The organism is Actinomycetes bacterium, from assembly GCA_024222295.1.
Classification (GTDB): domain Bacteria; phylum Actinomycetota; class Acidimicrobiia; order Acidimicrobiales; family Microtrichaceae; genus JAAEPF01.
The window spans coordinates 17,017-33,349 of record JAAEPF010000070.1; the positions used below are offsets into that span (position 1 = coordinate 17,017).

A 16,333-nucleotide genomic window follows, 5' to 3' on the forward strand; every position below is an offset into this window, starting at 1 on the left:
GGCGAGAATGAGCATCGCCACGACGCATCCGAGGATGATGCCGGGGGTGGTCTCCATCAGCGCCGACCGAAGGCGCGGAGGAGGGAGCGAGCTCGTGCGTTCTCGGCGGCGGCGGCGTAGGCCTTCGCCCGCCAGGGTTCACCCCGGCTCGTCGCCATCTCCGCTGCGGAGTCGAACAGGTGCGCGGCGTCCTGGTGCTTCTCCGCCCGGACGGCGAGAACCGCCTGTTCCCCGAGGTGCTGGGGCTCGAGCCCCACCTTCTTCTGCTGCTGTGCCATCACTACCTCCTTGAAGGATGGACTGTTCAGTAGGTGCCCACGTCCGCTCCCTCCGCGCGATGTTGGCGCGGATGACGCTGAACGGGGCGTATGGGCAGGTGCCGACGAGACGCTCGCAGCGTCCCTTCTCGACACAGCCGTGGGGCAGGTTGCACTTCATGCGACCGCCACGTTGTCGCAGGCAGCGAGCCATCCCCACCAGATGCACAGGACGATGTCCTGCTCGACAAGCCAGTCGCGGAGATCGGTGCGTGGGTCGTACATCAGCGGGATCATAGGGCCTCGTCCCCACAGGTGTGCGGTGCAAGGCCCTGATCGCCGGCCGCCGGGTCGTCGGTCTTCTCGAGGAGCAGCAGCGCGCCGCCCTCGCCGATGTCGTAGAGCACCTGCGAGCCGCAGCGCAGGCAACGTCCGAACACCGGCTCAGGTTCGGGCCAGTGCGGAAGCTCGAGCTTCGACGCCTCGTGCCAGGGGCAGTCTGGTCGAGCCCGGCGCCGGGCCGCGCCCTTCTTGAGCAGGTACGCGCAGAACTGCGCCTCGTCCTTCACGGCGGCTTCCTGCTGCCACTTGAGGTAGGGCTCGAGCGAGCCCCAGAGCTGGCTTGGGCTCGGCACTTCGGTGAGGTGCTTGGCGGTCTCGCGCATCACGGGCTCGAGGAGCAGGGCGGTGCCCATCGCATCGCCGACCGCACCGTGCGGCGGGAAGGTGATGCCGCGCCGCTGGCAGGCGGAGACCAGGCTGTGGCTCTCGTAGCGACCGACGACCTTGACCATCACCAGCGGGTCGACCCAGTCTGCGAAGTCCGGCACCGAGTCGGGGTCGCCCGACTGCCTCTTGAGCAGGGCGTGGTCGAAGGGGGCGTTGTAGGCGACGAGGTTCCTCTCCCCGACGGCCTCCCAGAAGCCCGTCTCCACCTCGTCCCAGGTTGGCGCCTCGGCGAGGTGTGAGTCGGTGATGCCGGTGATCTTGCTCGCCCCCTCCGACATCGGGACGCTGGGCTTGACGCGGGAGTAGAAGGCCACGCGCGGGAAGGCCTTGTAGCCGAGCTCCACGTGGATGACTGCCACCTCGATGATCTGGTCGTGGTCCTCGAGACCGGTCGCCTCGAAGTCGATCACGGCTAGCTCGAGCCCTGCAAGGGACATGCGCGCTACCTCCTGATGCGAACGTACTGCGGGAGAGTGGACGTGTCCACTACACCCAGGTGGCGAAGGCGATGATGCAGGCGCCGAAGATGGCGCCGAAGATGGTGATGGCTCGGCGGGTCTGCAGGGTCACGGCGTCTCCGTGTTGGTGAGAGGTTCGACGCCAGTGTCGCAGAGGCCCCATCGGAGGCAGCCGCGTTCGTTCTCGCCGGCGGCGAAGAGCTCGAACTGCCGGCCTCCCCAGGCGGTGATGCTCCACTGGATGACCCGGTCGATGGGCCAGCAGCTACCGTCGTGCTTCGTCACCTTCTGCACGGGGGAGCGGGTGACACCGCACGGGTCGAGGGGGTCGTCGACGATGTCAGGGCAGGTGTGCGTGCCGATGCCGGCGCTGCTCTGCGGTCCCCAGGTCTCGCCGCAGGTGATGCATTCCCAGCCGAGGTCGCGGCGAGCTGGCGTGGGGTTCTGGAACCAGGTGGGTCGAGTCCACGTGTCGCGCCTCTCTCCCTTCTTCGCCCATCTGGCCTCAGCGAGGTCACCGACGACCTCCTCGAGGTCTCGCAGGATGGCGACCCTGTCGGGGTCGAACTCGGAGAGCCACTTGAGCTCCGCCTTCCGGGCGAACACGCAGGGCCAGCAGCCGACCCTCGAGGCCTTCTCGAGGTAGAGCGGGTTGGGGCGCACGCCGTGGGCGGTGTGGATGTCGATGACGTCCTTCTCGCTGAACCGTAGGAGCGGTCGCCAGATCTCGCACTCGAGGTCGGACTCTTCCCACTCCGGGTACTTGGCTCTCGAGGCGGACTCCGCGGCGCGGATGCCCACGACAGAGATGGGTTCATCCTCGAGCGTGGCGAAGTAGTCCCGGCTCGGGAAGACCTTGAGCTGCTGCGTGCAGAAGCGTCGCCGTCGCGAGGCGAACATGCCCTTCTTGAGCAGGAGCCTGACCATGGCGGAGTGGAACCCCAGGCGCTCCTCGAAGCCCTGGGCGATGCGCTCGAGGTCGTTGGGTAGGTCGAACTCCGCGCGGAGCACCTTGAGCTCGCCGACCAGCGGGACGACGGTGGTGCGGAGGTACTCGACGGTGGCCTTGTGCTCCCACCCCGTGTCCATGTGGATGCAGGCGTGCACGTCGAGCCCCAGCTCTCGGAGGAAGAGCCACGTCGCCGTGGAGTCCTTGCCGCCAGAGATGGAGACGATGAGGGGTCGACCGTCGATGTGCTCGCGAAGCTCAGCTACGAGCCCATCGCAGTGGTGCTGGTAGGTGAGCTCGGCGGTTTCGCTGTCGCAGTGGGTGCAGGACATCAATCCCTCCGCAGGGTGAGGTCTCTTGTTCACGGGACCTCCTCGTCAACGTGTACCAGTTCCATGCGGCTGCCGCCTACGGGGAGCAGGCAGCCAGCCTCGTGCATCCGACGCCGCAGGTGGAGGACGGAGAGGCCCATCCCCCACGCGACGGACTCCCACGACTCGCCGTTGAGCAGGCGCTGTTCTGCCCGCTCGAGCCGGTCGACAGCGACGGGAGGAGCGACTACCCTCGTAGGCGTTGGGCGTCGCCGGTCCTCCCAGCTACCTCCTACCCAGATCGGCAGCGCCGCCCTTCTCCCGAGGGGCGGCGCTTCACGTTGGCGGCTCATGGCAGCTCAACGAGGGTGATGTCCTCGCCGACCAGCTCCCGCTGGATGATGTTGGCGATGATGGGCCAGTCGCCGCCAGCGAGGCCGGCGCCGATGCGGGGGACGCCGATGCGCTCGCCCGCGAACTGCTGAGCGACCCACTCGAAGCAGGACTCGATGGCGTCGTAGTCCACGACGGTACGCCCATAGGCGAATCCGAACTGGGTGTAGGCGTTGACGACGACGACGGAGCCGGAGCTGGTCGGACAGACCGCGTAACTGCAGGTGCCGAGTTTGCCGGCGTCGCCCTTCTCGGTGGCGAGGTCAGCGTCGTAGGCGGCAGGGAAGCGCTCGCGGATCTGCTTGGCGATGCCTGCGCCGAAGATGCAGAAGCAGTTGCAGCCATGGACGATCACGTCGAACTCGCCGTTGTCGGCGAGCTCGAGCAGGTCCCCTTGGATGGTGTCGAGGTAGATCAGGACGGCTCCCCGAAGTGGATGGGGACGAAGGGGAAGAGCGTTGCCTTCCCGTGGTGGACGATGAGTTCGGGGTGCTGGGCCCGGATGTGGTCGTAGACCTCCACCTGCGAGAAGGACTCCGCGTCCTTCAAGTCGTGGAGGTCGATGCGCGTCTCGCACGATGGGCAGACGGAGTGCGGGACGGTGGCGCCGGTGAAGCGGATCAGGGCCTCGCTCAGGTAGGGGCGGAGTTCGCCGACGGTGAAGGGTTCGGTGCGCCCCTTCGCCAGGTCAGCGCACCCGACGCGCAGGGCGAGGTCGTTCGCCTTCGCCTTCGTGGGCGAGGATGCGGCGCGCAGCGCGTAGGAGCGCTCCACCGGGTGGTCGTCGCACTCGAGGATCACCTGGAAGAACTCCGCGTCGAGGAAGCCCGACTCAGGGATGCTGTCGGCGTCGCCGACGAGCAGTGCGTAGGTGATGTTGCCGATGGCCGCCTCGTGGGCGTAGTCGTCGTCCACGCCAGCGTCGTGGGCGTTCTCGTAGGCGTGCGACAGGGCAGCGAGCAGGAAGTCGATGGGGGTCAGAGCACACCTCCGGTGTGGAGCCCGAGCCAGAAGCCGAGGGCGATGCAGAGCAGGGCGTCGCCCGCCGCGGCCAGCAGGAGCGGCCAGACGGGGAGGACGAGGTGGGTGGGCAGGCGGTAGATGGTCAGGACGCACCTCCGATGGCGCGCTCGATGAGCGCAGTGACAGTGTCGAGCTCGTGCTCGATGAGGTTCCGGAGCAGGTTGCCGAGCCGCGTGATCTGGTCACGGGCCAGGCCGCGGGCGGAGCAGAGGGCCCATCCCGCGCGCCCGCCGTTGCAGACGAGGGCGAGGCGAGTCCCAGCGTCGTCGAGCACCCAGTAGTACTCGATGCCGCCGAGGTAGTGGTCGTAGGTGAGAGTCAGGACGCACCTCCCAGGGTGACGCTCAGGTCGTCGTGGACGGTGCCGACAGCCTTCGACCACGGGTTGGGGTCGAGGGCGAAGGTCCACTCGCCGCAGTCCGTGTCCCAGACGTGCACATCGTCGGGGCCGACGTCGACACCAGCGTGGGCGAGCGCGGCGCACGCGGCACCCACCACGGTGCGCGGGAGCGGGTCTTCGATCGGCTCGCCGACCTCGACCTCGGTGTGCAGCCGGAGGCGGTTCCGGAGCCACCGGAGGCGCTCGTTGAAGCGCTCCACGGACTCAGGGGAGCACGCGCAGGGTCGGTCCGACCCGGCGTTCCCGCACGGGCAGCAGTTCGCCGCAGCGATGACGAAGGCGGGCTTCGCGGGCAGCGAGACGAAGGGGACGTTCGCCCGGATGATGTTGACCTCCGCGTTGTCGAGGGCAGCGCCCAGCACGTCGATGGCCGACCGGGAGAACTCCGGTGCCTCGTCGAGGAAGAGCACGCCGTGGTGCGCGAGGGTGACCTCGCCGGGACGGAGGGTGGAGGCGTTGCCGGTCAGACCAGCGACGCTCACGGTGTGGTGCGGCGCCCGGAAGGGGCGCGAGACGGTGAGCTCGCCGCTGACCACTCCGGTCTGGACGAGGAGCCCTGCGGCGTCACGGATGACCGCGACCTCGCGGGCCTGCTCTTCGTCGAGGGTGCCGAGGAGCGCCTTCACGCGGCTGGCGATGCGGGTCTTGCCCGACGCCGCCGCACCGGTGAGCAGCACGCCGCGCGCACCGCGGTCGATGGCCGCCTTGATCTGGGCGATGGCCGCCCAGTCGTTGGGCTGCAGGGTCTCCGGGCCGAAGAGGGGCTCGTCGGCCACGAGGGTGCGGCTCAGGGGCTTCTGGCCACCGATGCTCTCGCCACCGAACAGGTCCACCGCCTCGCCGAGGCTGATGGCCCCGCAGACGGTAGCCTTCCCCCAGTGTGCGACGAGGCGCTCGCAGGCATCGGGGAGGGCGAGGACGCGCCCGTCGGCCGCGGCCGCCTCGGCGAAGGCGAGCAGCCCGGACACCGAGCGGAGCTGCCCGGTGAGGCTCAACTCGCCAACCCACGCCCACTCGCGGGTGGTGTCGGCGGGCTCGACCTGCCCGCTCGCCCACAGGATGGCGAGGGCGATGGCGAGGTCGAGCCCGGTGCTCGCCTTGGGGAGGGCGGGCTCGACGGTCACGTGGATGCGCTGCTTCGGGAAGTCGAAGCCGCTCGCGCGGATGGCGAAGCGGGCACGCTCAGCGGTCTCACGCTGCGCGACGGCGGGGAGGCCAGCCACGATGGTGGCCGGGAGTCGCCGGACGAGCTCCGCGGTGACGGTGACGGGGATGGCGGTGGTGCCAACGAGGACGAAGGAGTGGATGGTGGCGGTCAGGACGCACCTCGCGAGGCCGCACGGCGGCGACCGTTGGGGTCGAAGTTGAGGGAACAGCTGGAGCAGACGTGGAGTTCGCTGCTGCCGTCGAAGTCGAAGCAGACCTCTGCGGTGTACTGGTCGATGCGGCCCGACGGGTCGATGTGCCGGTCGCAGCCGGGGTAGTCGCAGGGCTTGGTCTCGCCCGCAGCCTGGAGGGCCTTGAAGGCCTGCTCGTTCACGGCTTCGGCGTGGTAGTCGACGATGCAGGCGGCGGTGCCGATGACATCGTCCCGGCTCGGGAGACTCACCGCCTCCACCGCCTCGAGGACGAGGTCGGCGCTACCGTTGGTAGGGGTGGCGGTGAAGTGGTCGAGGGCCTGCAGGGCCGCCGCGGCGTCTTCCAGAAGGGTCTGGAGGGTGCTGCGGAGGTCTTCGACCTTGCGGACGGTGTGGTTGTCGATGGGGGTCAGGACGCACCTCCTTCGCGGGCGATGTTGTGGTCGATGGTGGGGACGACCGGGAAGGTCAGTTCGGCTGCGCCCTTCTGGCCGAAGAGCACGCCGGCGCTGTTCCCTTCGTCGTCGGACGACGGGAAGAGGATGGTGTTGTCGTCGAGGACGATGACGAGGCTGGCGCGATGCCAGCCGAGGTCTTCGGCCTCAGCCTTGGTCAGGTAGCGGACACCGACGATGGTTCGCCCGAGCAGGTGCTTCGCGGCGTAGTCGGTCCAGTTGGTGACGATGTTGACGTTGTAGTTGGCTGCGTTGGGGAAGTCGCACCTCCTGTAGACATGTCTACTGCACGCGAGTAGCCATGTCCACAAGAAAGTTCAGACCCTGATCACCCCTCCGGAGTCACCGTGCTGATGTCCAGCGCGCTGTCGATGGCCTCGCGGGTGAGCCGGTAGCAGTCCATCCGGCTCTTCCCGACCATGGCCAGGCCCTTCTTCCTCGAGCCCCGTCCCGACAGCCACCCGCGCTCGTGCCAGACGGTGATGACCGCCGTGGGCGAGTACCCGGCGCGCACCAGCTCGTGCTCGAGCACCTTCGGGATGAAGGCGAGGTGCTTCCAGGTGGAGCCGAGGTCGTCCTCCCTCCATGCGCCGAGGAGCCCCCCGTTCATCGAGGTCTTCTCAGCGGGGGTCCGTCCCCAGAACCGGGCCTGGTGCTGCGTCGCCCAGCCGTAGGCGAAGAGCAGCGCTTCGGTGGCGGCGTCGATGTGCGAGCCCTTGGAGATGTTCAGCGCGAGCCCCAGCGCTTCGATGGTCGCCCACTGGCAGCCAAGCTCGTCCCGCAGGATCTCCTGCGCGAGGCCGAGGCAGGCCAGCCACGTTGCCTGCCGGGCCTCCATGTCGTTCGACGCCTTCGCCACGATCTGGCGCTCCAACTCCTTGTGCCGCGCGCGGAGCCCCTCGTGCCGCTCCGGGTTGTCGACGAGGAAGCGCACCAGCCGGGGACCGGCGTGACCGTGGTTCTCGCGGAGGCCGGCGCTCAGGCTGTCGACCAGCACCTTCGACCCAGCAGGGAAGGGCGGTCCGTTCACGGTGATGACCCGGACCTTCACGCCCTCGTCGTTGGTGAACTGCGTGATGGGGGCCTCGCCCGTGGAGATCAGGACGGTCCGCCACCGGGCAGTGGGGCGGAGCCCGATGCCCCTCGAGTTCCCCACCGACCCGCGCGAGATGCCCACGCCGTTGGTGATGGCGTAGAGCAGGGAGGAGACATCCTCGCGCTGGGAGGGGGAGATCCGGGTGCTCTCGTCGAGGATGAGCGGGAGGTCGCAGAGCATCGTAGCTGAGGCCTCGATGCCAGCTACCCGCCCACCCCACGACTGCCGCATCTCCTTGGGGTGTCCCCAGACCGACGCGGCGAGCTCAGCGGTGGTGGTCTTCCCCGTTCCGCTCCTCGCCGCCCAGTCGAGGCCGAAGGGCGGGATGTCGAGGAGACGGAGCAGGGGGGCAGCGAGCGCGGCGTAGACCGCGAGCAGGGCTCGAGGGTGGGTGGCTGCCTTGGCGACCGTCTCGTTCCAGGCCTCCCAGGTCCCGCTCGAGCGGACCGCGCCGGCGAGCTGGCGCTGCCCGTCGTCGATGCCGTCCAACTTCACGATGTGCTCGCCGGTCTGAACAACGTTCTCGCCGGCGACGAAGACCCTGCAGCCCCGCCCCGCCCAGCCGAGGCGGGAGGCGATGTACCCGCTTGGGGCGACGTGGTCCCAGAAGGACTCAGCCGCGGCGAGCCACTCGACGAGCTCGCGAGCGTTCCCGCTGCTCACCGGGGCACCCAGCCGGGCGAGGTCGATGACGATGCGCGAGTTCATGGCGTGGTCGCGCAGGACGATGCTGCTCACCCATCGCTGCTGGAAGCGCCACGTGAGTTCGATGTAGACGATGCGCGAGTCGTCGGTGTCGATGTAGCGGCGGATGGGGACGATGGGCTGGTGGGAGATCTTGAGCGCGAAGGGCTCGCCGTTCTTCTCCACGTAGCGGTACATCCCGTCGTGTTGGAAGGTGTAGGGAGGCGGGCACCGCCGGCCGCGGATGGACGCGAGCCCGAGGGTGACCCCCAGGTCGATGGCCTCCTCCTCGGAGGCGACCCTGATGGCACGGCGTCGGAGGTTCACCGACGCCTTCTTCACCCCGCCCAACCAGTTCTTCGTCCGTCCGCCGAGCCCGTGGTGAACGCCGACGCCCTCGAGGGCTGCGGTGACCTCGTCGGGGGCGTGCCCGTAGGCGGCAGGCGCCGCCCGGACTGCGCTGTCCTCGCTGAGCCACGCCACCCAGGCGACGAGCCGCTCCTGGTTCGACATGCCCTCCATGCGTGCGGCAAGCGCGCGAAGGCTCGCCACCACCACCTGGACCGCCTTGTTGCCGTCGTGCTGCAGCTCAGCACCTACAAGAGCTTCCGCTCCTTCCTGCACGAGGACATCGTCCCCCTGCCAGCCACCGTCGTTGGCCATCTACTTCCCCAGCATCTGCGTGGGCTGCGCCCACCTGTCAACGTTCACGTCTCGCCCCTCGAGCGTCGCCCGCACCAGCGCCGCGTAGCCCTCGCCCGCCTTGTCGAGGTCGGTGGCGATGAGCACCTGGCATCCGTCGGGGACGCGGTCGGCGAAGTCCTGGGTCCACGACCCGGAGGTGATCCCGACGACGGCGACGGAGCCGGTGGAGGCCACCGACCACGCGAGCCACTGCGGCTCTCCCTCGGTGACCACGATGCGCTGCGGGGTCCCGCGCGCCCTCAGCCACGCGAGGGCGGCAGGGTTCGCGAGCACGGTGCCGCCGGCCTTGTGGTCGCGTGGCGGGATGCACTTCACCTTCGCGGCTGCGCGGACCACCTGCCGGGCCCGGATGGACCGGAGTTGGCCTTGGTGGTTCCACACCGGGAAGAGCGCACGGAAGCCGCCCTGCGCCCACGACCGTTCGTTGTGGTCGCGCCCCACCCGCGCCCAGTCCGGGCACCGGGCGTTCTTGGGGAGCGAGAGCACCAGCCAGCCGGTCCGCTCCGCCAGGTCGCCCAGACGGTAGTGCAGCCATCGCCCCACGTCGGGCTCGTAGAGCCCTGGCCCGCACTGGCCCAAGAGGCAGCGCAGGTCATCCTCGGGGACGTAGCCGGGCTCAGGAGGAGGGGGAGGCAACTCGACGAGCTCAGACCGCCCGCCGCCGGCGCGGCGCTCGCACCAGCCTCGTTCTGCGTACCAGTTGCGGAGGTCGCCGCTGATGACGTAGCGGGCGAGGTCGATGCCGTCCCCGCGGCCATCGCAGGAGGCGTGCCAGCACTTCCACTTCGGCGTGCCGTCCTTGGCTCGGTAGATCCGGCAGGCGCTGTCGCGACCCCGGCGGCCACAGGCTGGGCACGGTGAGATGGTGCGACGGGAGACGCTGAGGCCGAGGGCTACGGCGAGTTGCTCGAGGGGGACGCGGCGAGCGTCAGCGAACCACGAGTACCCGGTCATCCTCGCGTCCTCGCCTTCAAGAAGGCCTTCACCTCGGTGTGGTCTGGGATGCCGACGTCGACACCGACGTAGGGCCACTGGACGAACCAGGGCTCGAGCCCCTGTCGCTTCGCCTCTGAGCGACACCAGTTGGCACCCCCGATGAGGATGTCGATCAGGTCGGAGCACTGACCGCTGGTCAGGGCGTGCGGATGCTTCACGAGCACCTTGAGCGTCTCGCGGTGCTGGCGGGGGACGTGGCGGGTCAAGCGCGAGAGTTTCGTCAGGGTGGCCACCTGCCTCTCCGAGGCCTGGCGGAGGCGCCAAGCGTAGCCGGTGACCAGCGCGGGCTCGAGGATGCCGTGCGTCTCGAGCTCCACCCGGAGGATGCGGATGTACTTCACGAGGTGGTTGAGCGCGACCGCGTGCATCTCGCGCTCCTCCTCCTCGGAGAGCTGGGGCTCGTTGGCCTCGCGCGTCTCCTTGTCGGCGGCCTCCTCGAGGGCATCGCCGATGGCCTCAGCGTGGGTGAGCCCGTGCAGCCCCAGCAGGTCGTGCGGGTCGAGCACCACGCCTTCGGTCTTGCCGGGGGTGACGCGGAGCACCCGTCCGAGTTCCTGCAGGAAGCGAACGCGGGCCTGGACGGGACGGCGGAGCGCGAGCCACCGGAGCCACGGCATGTCGACCCCCTCCGCGAGGAGGCTGACGTGCACGAGGCAGCGAAGTTCGCCGGCCTGCAGCATCTCGAGGAGACGCACGCGCTCCTGCCGGCGGAGCCGCGAGTGGATGGCGGCTGCGGGGACGCCACCCGCAGACAGGAAGTCGGCGTAGGCGACGGCGTCAGAGATGTCGCGGGCGGAGACGATGCCGGGACCGTGCCCGTGCTGCTTCACCATCTCGAGCACCACGTCGTCAACAAGGCTCGACCCCTCTCCGTCCCAGGTCACGCGCCGCATCGGGACGAGGACACCGTCCTTCAACGCATCCGCGAGAGTGTAGCGGTAGACGACCTCGTCCCACATGGAGAGGGACTCGGATGGGATGGAGCGGTAGGGCGTGGCGGTGAGCCCCGCCATGGAGGTCGGGGCGATGGCGGGGATGATGGCCTTGATCGTGTCCGCCTCCGACTTGTGGAGCTCGTCCACGAGAAGGAAGGAGACGCGCTTGCCCAGCTCTACGAGGTCCGCATGGAGCGGGAGGAGCGAGGGGTAGCAGCAGATCACGATGGGGCGCTTGGGCTCCTTCGCGTTCGCGTAGTAGCGACCGACCCTGTGCTCACCGAGCACCTCGCGGAAGGTGGAGGCTGTCTGCTCCACGAGCGCCTGGGTGGGGACCGCCACGATGATGGTGCGGTCGCCGCTCTTCTGGGCGGCCATCCCGACGAGGGCTGCGGAGAAGCGTGTCTTCCCAGCCCCCATGATGGCGCTGACGACAGCGCGCTTCCGTTCACGGAGCGCCTGGATGACCAGCGGGAGGGCTTCCCCCTGCCAGCGTCGCGGTTCGAGTCCACCCCAAAGCTCAGGGGCATGCGGGTCCAGGGTCTGCACCTGGGTGGCGCCGACAGCCATACTCACCTCTCTCTATGTCCGATCTTCCTCTCCCTGTCCGACCCAGCGGGGAGCTACCGCCGCTGGGGGCCCAAAGGCCACTCGGACTGAGAGGTGCCAGGTTGCCCCGACCTCCTCTAGATACGAGAGGATCGTAGCCGTGTCAACTCGACTTCCCGCATGACGCTGAGTCGCCAGCTGCTGCTCCCGACCCCTCAGTAGACGTGTCCACACGTTCTTGTTGACACGGCTACAGCAGGGACCTATTGTGGGGACCGTAAATAGGAGGTGCGTCCTGACTACCCAGACCCGAACCTGCCCCGTATGCGGCAGCGAGTTCCAGAACGAGTACAAGCGCCGCGGTCGCCCGCGGGACTACTGCGGTGACGAGTGCCGCGAGTTGAACAAACTCCTCTCCCGCGTGGAGAGCTACATCGAGAAGGTCATCGACGACCGCCTCGAGCGCGATGACGACGGCGTCGTGACCGAGGGCAGCCTCGCCGCGGCGTCCCGCTTGAAGTCCCGGCTGTGGGCTGCGGGCAACCAGTTCAACCGCGCTGGCCGGACCACCCGAGCCTACCGGCGCCGGCGTTGACGATCGGCTTTATGGACTTTCTTGAGAAAGATGTGGACATGGCTACTCTCAGCCAGTAGACATGTCTACAGGAGGTGCGACTTCCCCACCAACGACAACGAGTTCAGCAACTACGCAGCCCACGCCCGCCTCGTCGACAGCGACGAGGAAGCCGAACTTCGGCGCCTCGCCCACGAGGAGAGCCTCGAGTTCTGGGGCGACGAGGACACCGACGAGGACGTTCGCGCTCTCATCGAGGACCTCGACAAGGCCAACAAGGCGTTCTTCGACGCCATCGCCGACGGCGCCAAGCCCCTGCCCGTGCTCGACGGCGAGCTCGCATTCAACGAAACCGACGTTCCCTTCTAGGAGGTGCATCCTGACCCCCACCGACAACAACACCGCCACCTTCCCCAACGGCTCCAAGGTCGTCTGGGTTGGCCCGGTGGTCCCTACCTTCCCCGGACTCCCCCCCACCCGACGCCCCGGCGACCGGGGCACCGTGCTGCACACCCTGCGGCACGGCGAGTTCGACGGCTGGGTCGCAGTCTCCTTCTGCGAGGGTGGCGCCCGCCGCTACGCCTGCGACCCGAAGAACCTCGCCCTCGCGGGTGACGGAGGTGCATCCTGACTACCCACTCGATCTTCATCACCGAAGACGGCTACCTCTTCCACCAGCTCCTGGTGGACGGGGTCGTCGTCTGGCGCGACACCATCGACGACGACTACGACCAGACCTACGACGCGCAGCCGTCGACCGGTCACCCCATCGGGACCGACGAACCGCTCGTCGGCACCCTCTGGGAGGCGTCCCTCAACCTCGACGACGGCGTCGTCATCACCCGCGCCCGGCGGGTGGAGACCTACGCCAGCGGCGTCCTCGGCAACGGCGCCATCTGGAAGCCGGCTGTCGTCGTCGTCGACGAAGGCCACTTCTGCGGCGTCCTCATCCATGACTGCGAGAAGACCCCGGAGCGCGTCCTGAAAGCGCTGGAGCAGGGTCTCGGAGGTGCATCGTGACCGATCCCCGTACCCAGTTCGACCGCGACGTCGTGAAGGCCGCGGACCAGCAGGCCCATGTGGTCCGCACCCGCCGGGTCGTCGAGGCTCTCCAAGAGTTGGGCGACTTCCTCTCGCTCGACGTCGGCGGCGTCGAGGTCGTCCTGCCCGACTGGGCATGGAAGGGCCTCCGCGACCGCCTCGTGCTGCCCGACGGCACCGAGCCCCACGTCTTCACCGACGACATCGGCGACGAGTACATCTCGCTGGCCGTCGACGGCCCCCGCTTCACCCCCAAGTCCGAGTAGGAGGACACCATCACCACCATCACCACCTTCGACCGCAAGACCGTCCGTTCCATCGCAGAGGAGGCCGAGGCCGCCCTTCGCGAAGTCGCTGAGCGACACGGGCTCACCCTCACCAAGGGGGGCGGGCGCTTCGACTCCATCGCTGGCACCTTCACCCCGAAGTTCACCTTCGGCATCGTGCAGGCGAACGGCGTCCCGGCCGACTTCGCGCGCCACGCCGTGGTCTTCGGTCTGACCGAGAGCGACTACGGCGCGGAGTTCGTCGGGCAGAACGGGGACTTCTACACGGTGGCGGGCTTCGCGCCTCGCAGCCGAAAGTACCCGGTGCTCGCCACCCGCTGCCGCGACGGCAAGACCTTCAAGTTCCCCGCTCGGTTCGTCGTGAACGCCCTCGCCATCGCTGCCGCGTAGATGGCCATCACCCTGACCCTCGCCCCCGAGCGCGGCATGTCCTTCCGGCACGCCGTCTTCGGGGGCGTTCGCGTTGTGAAGGTCACCAAGCGGGTCGTCTGGCTCAAGACGGAGAACGGCGCCCTCGTGGGGCTTGCCCTTGCCGACTGGCACGTTCTCGACCAAGGTCGCGTCGATGACCGCTGACGACCTCTGGGTAGGGCGAGAGTCCTACACCGACGCTGCGAAGCGGTGGCTCCAAGCCACCGACCACTACCTCGGCAAGGCCCCTCCGGGCGCGCTCTACACGATCGTGGTGCGCCCGCAGGGGCTCCAACTGCTTCCAGGCGTGGAGCGCCCCGACGGGCCGCGGCTCGGCATGTGCGTCATCGGCCGCCCCGTGGCCCCGAAACTGCCCCAGGACGGCTCGTGGGGCGAGGTCATCCGGATGTGGCTCGCTCCCGGTCTGCCCCATGGCACGGCGTCGCGAGTGCTCCGCGTAGCTGCCAGCTACGCGCGAGCTCGCGACATGGAGTGCCTCATCGCCTACCACGACCGCACCCGGCACACGGGCTGCATCTACAAGAAGGCCGGCTTCCGGAAGGACGGCACGTCCCTCTACACCGGACAACTCGGCTGGGGCTCCCGCGAGGGTCGCCAGTCCGCCACCAACCCCGCCACGCCGAAGCGGCGCTGGCGCCTGGACCTCCAGGGGACCGCATGAAGATCCTCGAGCTCTTCGCCGGTGCCGGAGGGGCCGCCACCGGCCTCCACCGCGCCGGCTTCACGCCTTCGCTCCTCGTCGAGTGGGACCATGACGCCTGCGCGACCCTCCGAGCCGCCGGCCACCAGCCGGTCTACGAGGGCGACGTCCGGAACCTCGACGCCATCGCTGGCCATCTCGAGGGCGAGCTGGACGCGCTCTGGTCGTCCTTCCCGTGCCAGGCGTTCTCGAGCGCGGGGAAGCGGGAAGGCGCCATGGACGACCGCAACGGCTGGCCATGGACGGTCGCGGCCATCGACAGGTTCCGCCCGCGCTGGTTCATGGGCGAGAACGTCACCGGGTTGACGACGCACGCGGGGACGGACTGGTGCCTCGCGAAGGGGCCGCCGTCGACCACGCCGCTGGTGTTGACCGAGCACTGGGTCGGGCTCGAGCGCGCCGACAGGACGCTCATCCTGCCCCCCGTGGAGGTCCGTGCCCAGATGGAGGTCGTGGCCACGCAGCGCGAGGCCTGCGCCGTCCTGGCGTGCCCCGGCTGCTACCTGCGGCGCGTCATCATCCCCCAGCTCGAGGAGCGCTTCGACGTGGTCGAGTGGCGCGTGCTCGACGCTGCCGCCTACGGGGTGCCCCAGCACCGTCGGCGCATCTTCATCGTCGCCGGGCCTCGGGCCATCCGGTGGCCGGAGCCGACCCACGGTCCGCCGACGGCGCAGGCCTCGCTGTTCGGACCTGGGTTGAAGCCCTACGTCACGGTGCGGGACGCCCTGGACCTCGAGGGCACCCTCGAGGCGAGCCGCTGCACAGACAACAACCCCCACCAGGAGCGGCCTTCCGACGCTTCCGTGGAAGCCAGTCCGACCATCGGCATCAAGGGGAACCTCTACATCAACCCGAAGTTGGGGGTAGCGCAGGGGCGGAGCGAGCCGGGTGACCCGAAGCATCCGGTGGTGCCCATCGACCAGCCGATGCAGACGATGGGGACACGGGCGAACACGTACCTCGTGGGCGAGGTCCGCGTCCTGGGCGGCGGCACCAACCCGCGCGCGCCCGGTCGCGAGCAGGACCGCACCCTGCACGACATCACCGACCGACCCTCGACCACCATCGCGGCCCAGCCGGGCGGCGGGGCGGGGAACGCGGGGCCGTTCGTGGAGACGCGAGCGGCCACCGAGCCGTCGCGGCTCGACAAGCCGGCCCCCACGGTCACCACCACCGAAGCGAAGGGCACGCGCGGCGACAACATGAACCGCCAGCTCGCCAATGGCACCATCACCGGCGGGCCCGACCGCGCCAGCGACGCGCTCTGGCTCGCCACCGGCCGCCGCCGCCTGACCGTCGAGGAGTGCGCCGCGCTGTGCGACTTCCCTCCCGGCTACCCGTTCCAGGGAACGAAGACCTCGCAGTACAAGCAGGTCGGGAACTGCGTCGTGCCCACCCACGCGGAGGTGTTCGGCCGCGCCGTGCTCGAGGCCGACAAGAAAAGTTGAGCTCGCACTGTCCGCCCTTCGCGGTGCGCGCGTCTCTCCTCTCGTAGGAGGAAGTCGTGAAGGTCTTCATCAGCGCCCACGGCGGGCTCGGCGACTACTGCCCCGACCGCACCGTCACCATCCCGCGCCGGGCCATCCAGCGGGACACCATCAAGAAGTGGGACTCGGCCAGCCGGTCCTACGTCTCCGCGCCCTTCATCTACGTGGAGTGCCCGAACTGCGGGCAGAACACCTCGTTCAAGAAGATCAAGAACTGACTGTCCGCTTTCGACGCGCCGAGCGTCTCTCTCAGTGCAACCACATGGCTAAGTAGGAGGCCACCATCACCATCATCATCGACCAGACCGACCTGACCCCTGTCATCGACCTTCTTCGGAAGCGCGCCGAGGAGCTCTCCAACGAGGGCGGCCACGGCGCCGACGCCTTCGGCCTCGCGGCGACTCACCTCGAGCTTGGCGAGTTCGTCGACGCTGTCGAGGCCATCGACGCGCTCCCCGAAGGGTGGGGCCACATCGGGTGGGGCCACATCCCCTTCGACGCCGACGGGAAGGAC

23 protein-coding genes are annotated in these 16,333 nt (G+C 68.9%); 10 read left to right on the forward strand and 13 right to left on the reverse strand.

Annotated elements, in window-relative coordinates:
* Positions 1-56: 56 nt before the first annotated feature.
* From GY812_16500 to GY812_16555, 12 genes are all read right to left on the reverse strand, one after another.
* On the reverse strand, positions 57-278 hold the full coding sequence (locus tag GY812_16500) for a hypothetical protein (GenBank protein MCP4437084.1): 222 nt from the start codon (positions 276-278) through the stop codon (positions 57-59).
* A gap of 272 nt (positions 279-550) precedes the next feature.
* On the reverse strand, positions 551-1,423 hold the full coding sequence (locus GY812_16505; protein ID MCP4437085.1) for a 3'-5' exonuclease: 873 nt from the start codon (positions 1,421-1,423) through the stop codon (positions 551-553).
* 129 nt (positions 1,424-1,552) lie between these two features.
* Positions 1,553-2,758 (reverse strand): phosphoadenosine phosphosulfate reductase family protein, encoded by a 1,206-nt coding sequence (locus tag GY812_16510; GenBank protein MCP4437086.1) that lies wholly within the window; start codon positions 2,756-2,758, stop codon positions 1,553-1,555.
* Between the two features lie 295 nt (positions 2,759-3,053).
* Complete coding sequence (locus GY812_16515; GenBank protein MCP4437087.1) at positions 3,054-3,512, reverse strand: phosphatase; 459 nt, start codon at positions 3,510-3,512, stop codon at positions 3,054-3,056.
* A complete protein-coding gene (locus GY812_16520) occupies positions 3,512-4,012 on the reverse strand; it encodes a hypothetical protein (protein MCP4437088.1) in 501 nt (166 codons plus the stop codon). Before GY812_16520 ends, GY812_16515 begins: the two co-directional genes overlap by 1 nt.
* Positions 4,013-4,202: 190 nt before the next feature.
* Positions 4,203-4,394 carry a hypothetical protein gene (locus GY812_16525; protein ID MCP4437089.1) on the reverse strand — a complete coding sequence of 64 codons (192 nt, stop codon included), beginning with the start codon at positions 4,392-4,394 and terminating at the stop codon, positions 4,203-4,205.
* Positions 4,395-4,438: 44 nt separating this feature from the next.
* A complete protein-coding gene (locus GY812_16530; protein MCP4437090.1) occupies positions 4,439-5,743 on the reverse strand; it encodes an ATP-binding protein in 1,305 nt (434 codons plus the stop codon).
* A 92-nt stretch (positions 5,744-5,835) separates the two neighbouring features.
* Positions 5,836-6,129: a hypothetical protein gene (locus GY812_16535; GenBank protein ID MCP4437091.1), complete on the reverse strand. Its 294-nt coding sequence runs from the start codon at positions 6,127-6,129 to the stop codon at positions 5,836-5,838.
* 158 nt (positions 6,130-6,287) lie between these two features.
* Complete coding sequence (locus tag GY812_16540) at positions 6,288-6,644, reverse strand: hypothetical protein (protein ID MCP4437092.1); 357 nt, start codon at positions 6,642-6,644, stop codon at positions 6,288-6,290.
* Positions 6,645-6,661: 17 nt separating this feature from the next.
* Positions 6,662-8,776, reverse strand: coding sequence for a DUF927 domain-containing protein (locus tag GY812_16545; GenBank protein MCP4437093.1), 2,115 nt, complete (start codon positions 8,774-8,776; stop codon positions 6,662-6,664).
* Positions 8,777-9,772, reverse strand: coding sequence for a hypothetical protein (locus GY812_16550; GenBank protein MCP4437094.1), 996 nt, complete (start codon positions 9,770-9,772; stop codon positions 8,777-8,779).
* Positions 9,769-11,325 (reverse strand): DEAD/DEAH box helicase family protein, encoded by a 1,557-nt coding sequence (locus GY812_16555; protein MCP4437095.1) that lies wholly within the window; start codon positions 11,323-11,325, stop codon positions 9,769-9,771. The genes GY812_16550 and GY812_16555 overlap by 4 nt, the downstream gene beginning before the upstream one ends.
* Positions 11,326-11,566: 241 nt before the next feature.
* On the opposite strand from GY812_16555, the gene GY812_16560 reads away from it, so the two are divergent.
* The 10 genes from GY812_16560 (at position 11,567) to GY812_16605 (ending at position 16,037) form a co-directional block, all read left to right on the forward strand.
* Positions 11,567-11,893 (forward strand): hypothetical protein, encoded by a 327-nt coding sequence (locus GY812_16560; GenBank protein MCP4437096.1) that lies wholly within the window; start codon positions 11,567-11,569, stop codon positions 11,891-11,893.
* Positions 11,894-11,923: 30 nt separating this feature from the next.
* Positions 11,924-12,241, forward strand: coding sequence for a hypothetical protein (locus GY812_16565; protein ID MCP4437097.1), 318 nt, complete (start codon positions 11,924-11,926; stop codon positions 12,239-12,241).
* A 76-nt stretch (positions 12,242-12,317) separates the two neighbouring features.
* Positions 12,318-12,503, forward strand: coding sequence for a hypothetical protein (locus GY812_16570; protein ID MCP4437098.1), 186 nt, complete (start codon positions 12,318-12,320; stop codon positions 12,501-12,503).
* 53 nt (positions 12,504-12,556) lie between these two features.
* Positions 12,557-12,892: a hypothetical protein gene (locus tag GY812_16575; protein ID MCP4437099.1), complete on the forward strand. Its 336-nt coding sequence runs from the start codon at positions 12,557-12,559 to the stop codon at positions 12,890-12,892.
* Positions 12,889-13,179: a hypothetical protein gene (locus GY812_16580; protein MCP4437100.1), complete on the forward strand. Its 291-nt coding sequence runs from the start codon at positions 12,889-12,891 to the stop codon at positions 13,177-13,179. Before GY812_16575 ends, GY812_16580 begins: the two co-directional genes overlap by 4 nt.
* Before the next feature lie 177 nt (positions 13,180-13,356).
* Positions 13,357-13,590 (forward strand): hypothetical protein, encoded by a 234-nt coding sequence (locus tag GY812_16585; protein ID MCP4437101.1) that lies wholly within the window; start codon positions 13,357-13,359, stop codon positions 13,588-13,590.
* Positions 13,591-13,776 (forward strand): hypothetical protein, encoded by a 186-nt coding sequence (locus tag GY812_16590; GenBank protein ID MCP4437102.1) that lies wholly within the window; start codon positions 13,591-13,593, stop codon positions 13,774-13,776.
* Positions 13,766-14,293, forward strand: coding sequence for a hypothetical protein (locus GY812_16595; GenBank protein ID MCP4437103.1), 528 nt, complete (start codon positions 13,766-13,768; stop codon positions 14,291-14,293). Before GY812_16590 ends, GY812_16595 begins: the two co-directional genes overlap by 11 nt.
* Entirely contained in the window at positions 14,290-15,780 is a 1,491-nt protein-coding gene (locus GY812_16600; GenBank protein ID MCP4437104.1) for a DNA cytosine methyltransferase, read from the forward strand. Before GY812_16595 ends, GY812_16600 begins: the two co-directional genes overlap by 4 nt.
* Positions 15,781-15,836: 56 nt before the next feature.
* Complete coding sequence (locus GY812_16605; protein ID MCP4437105.1) at positions 15,837-16,037, forward strand: hypothetical protein; 201 nt, start codon at positions 15,837-15,839, stop codon at positions 16,035-16,037.
* Here the strand turns inward: GY812_16605 and GY812_16610 are convergent.
* Positions 15,980-16,306, reverse strand: coding sequence for a hypothetical protein (locus tag GY812_16610; protein ID MCP4437106.1), 327 nt, complete (start codon positions 16,304-16,306; stop codon positions 15,980-15,982). The two genes, GY812_16605 and GY812_16610, sit on opposite strands and share 58 nt — an antisense overlap.
* Positions 16,307-16,333 lie beyond the last annotated feature (27 nt).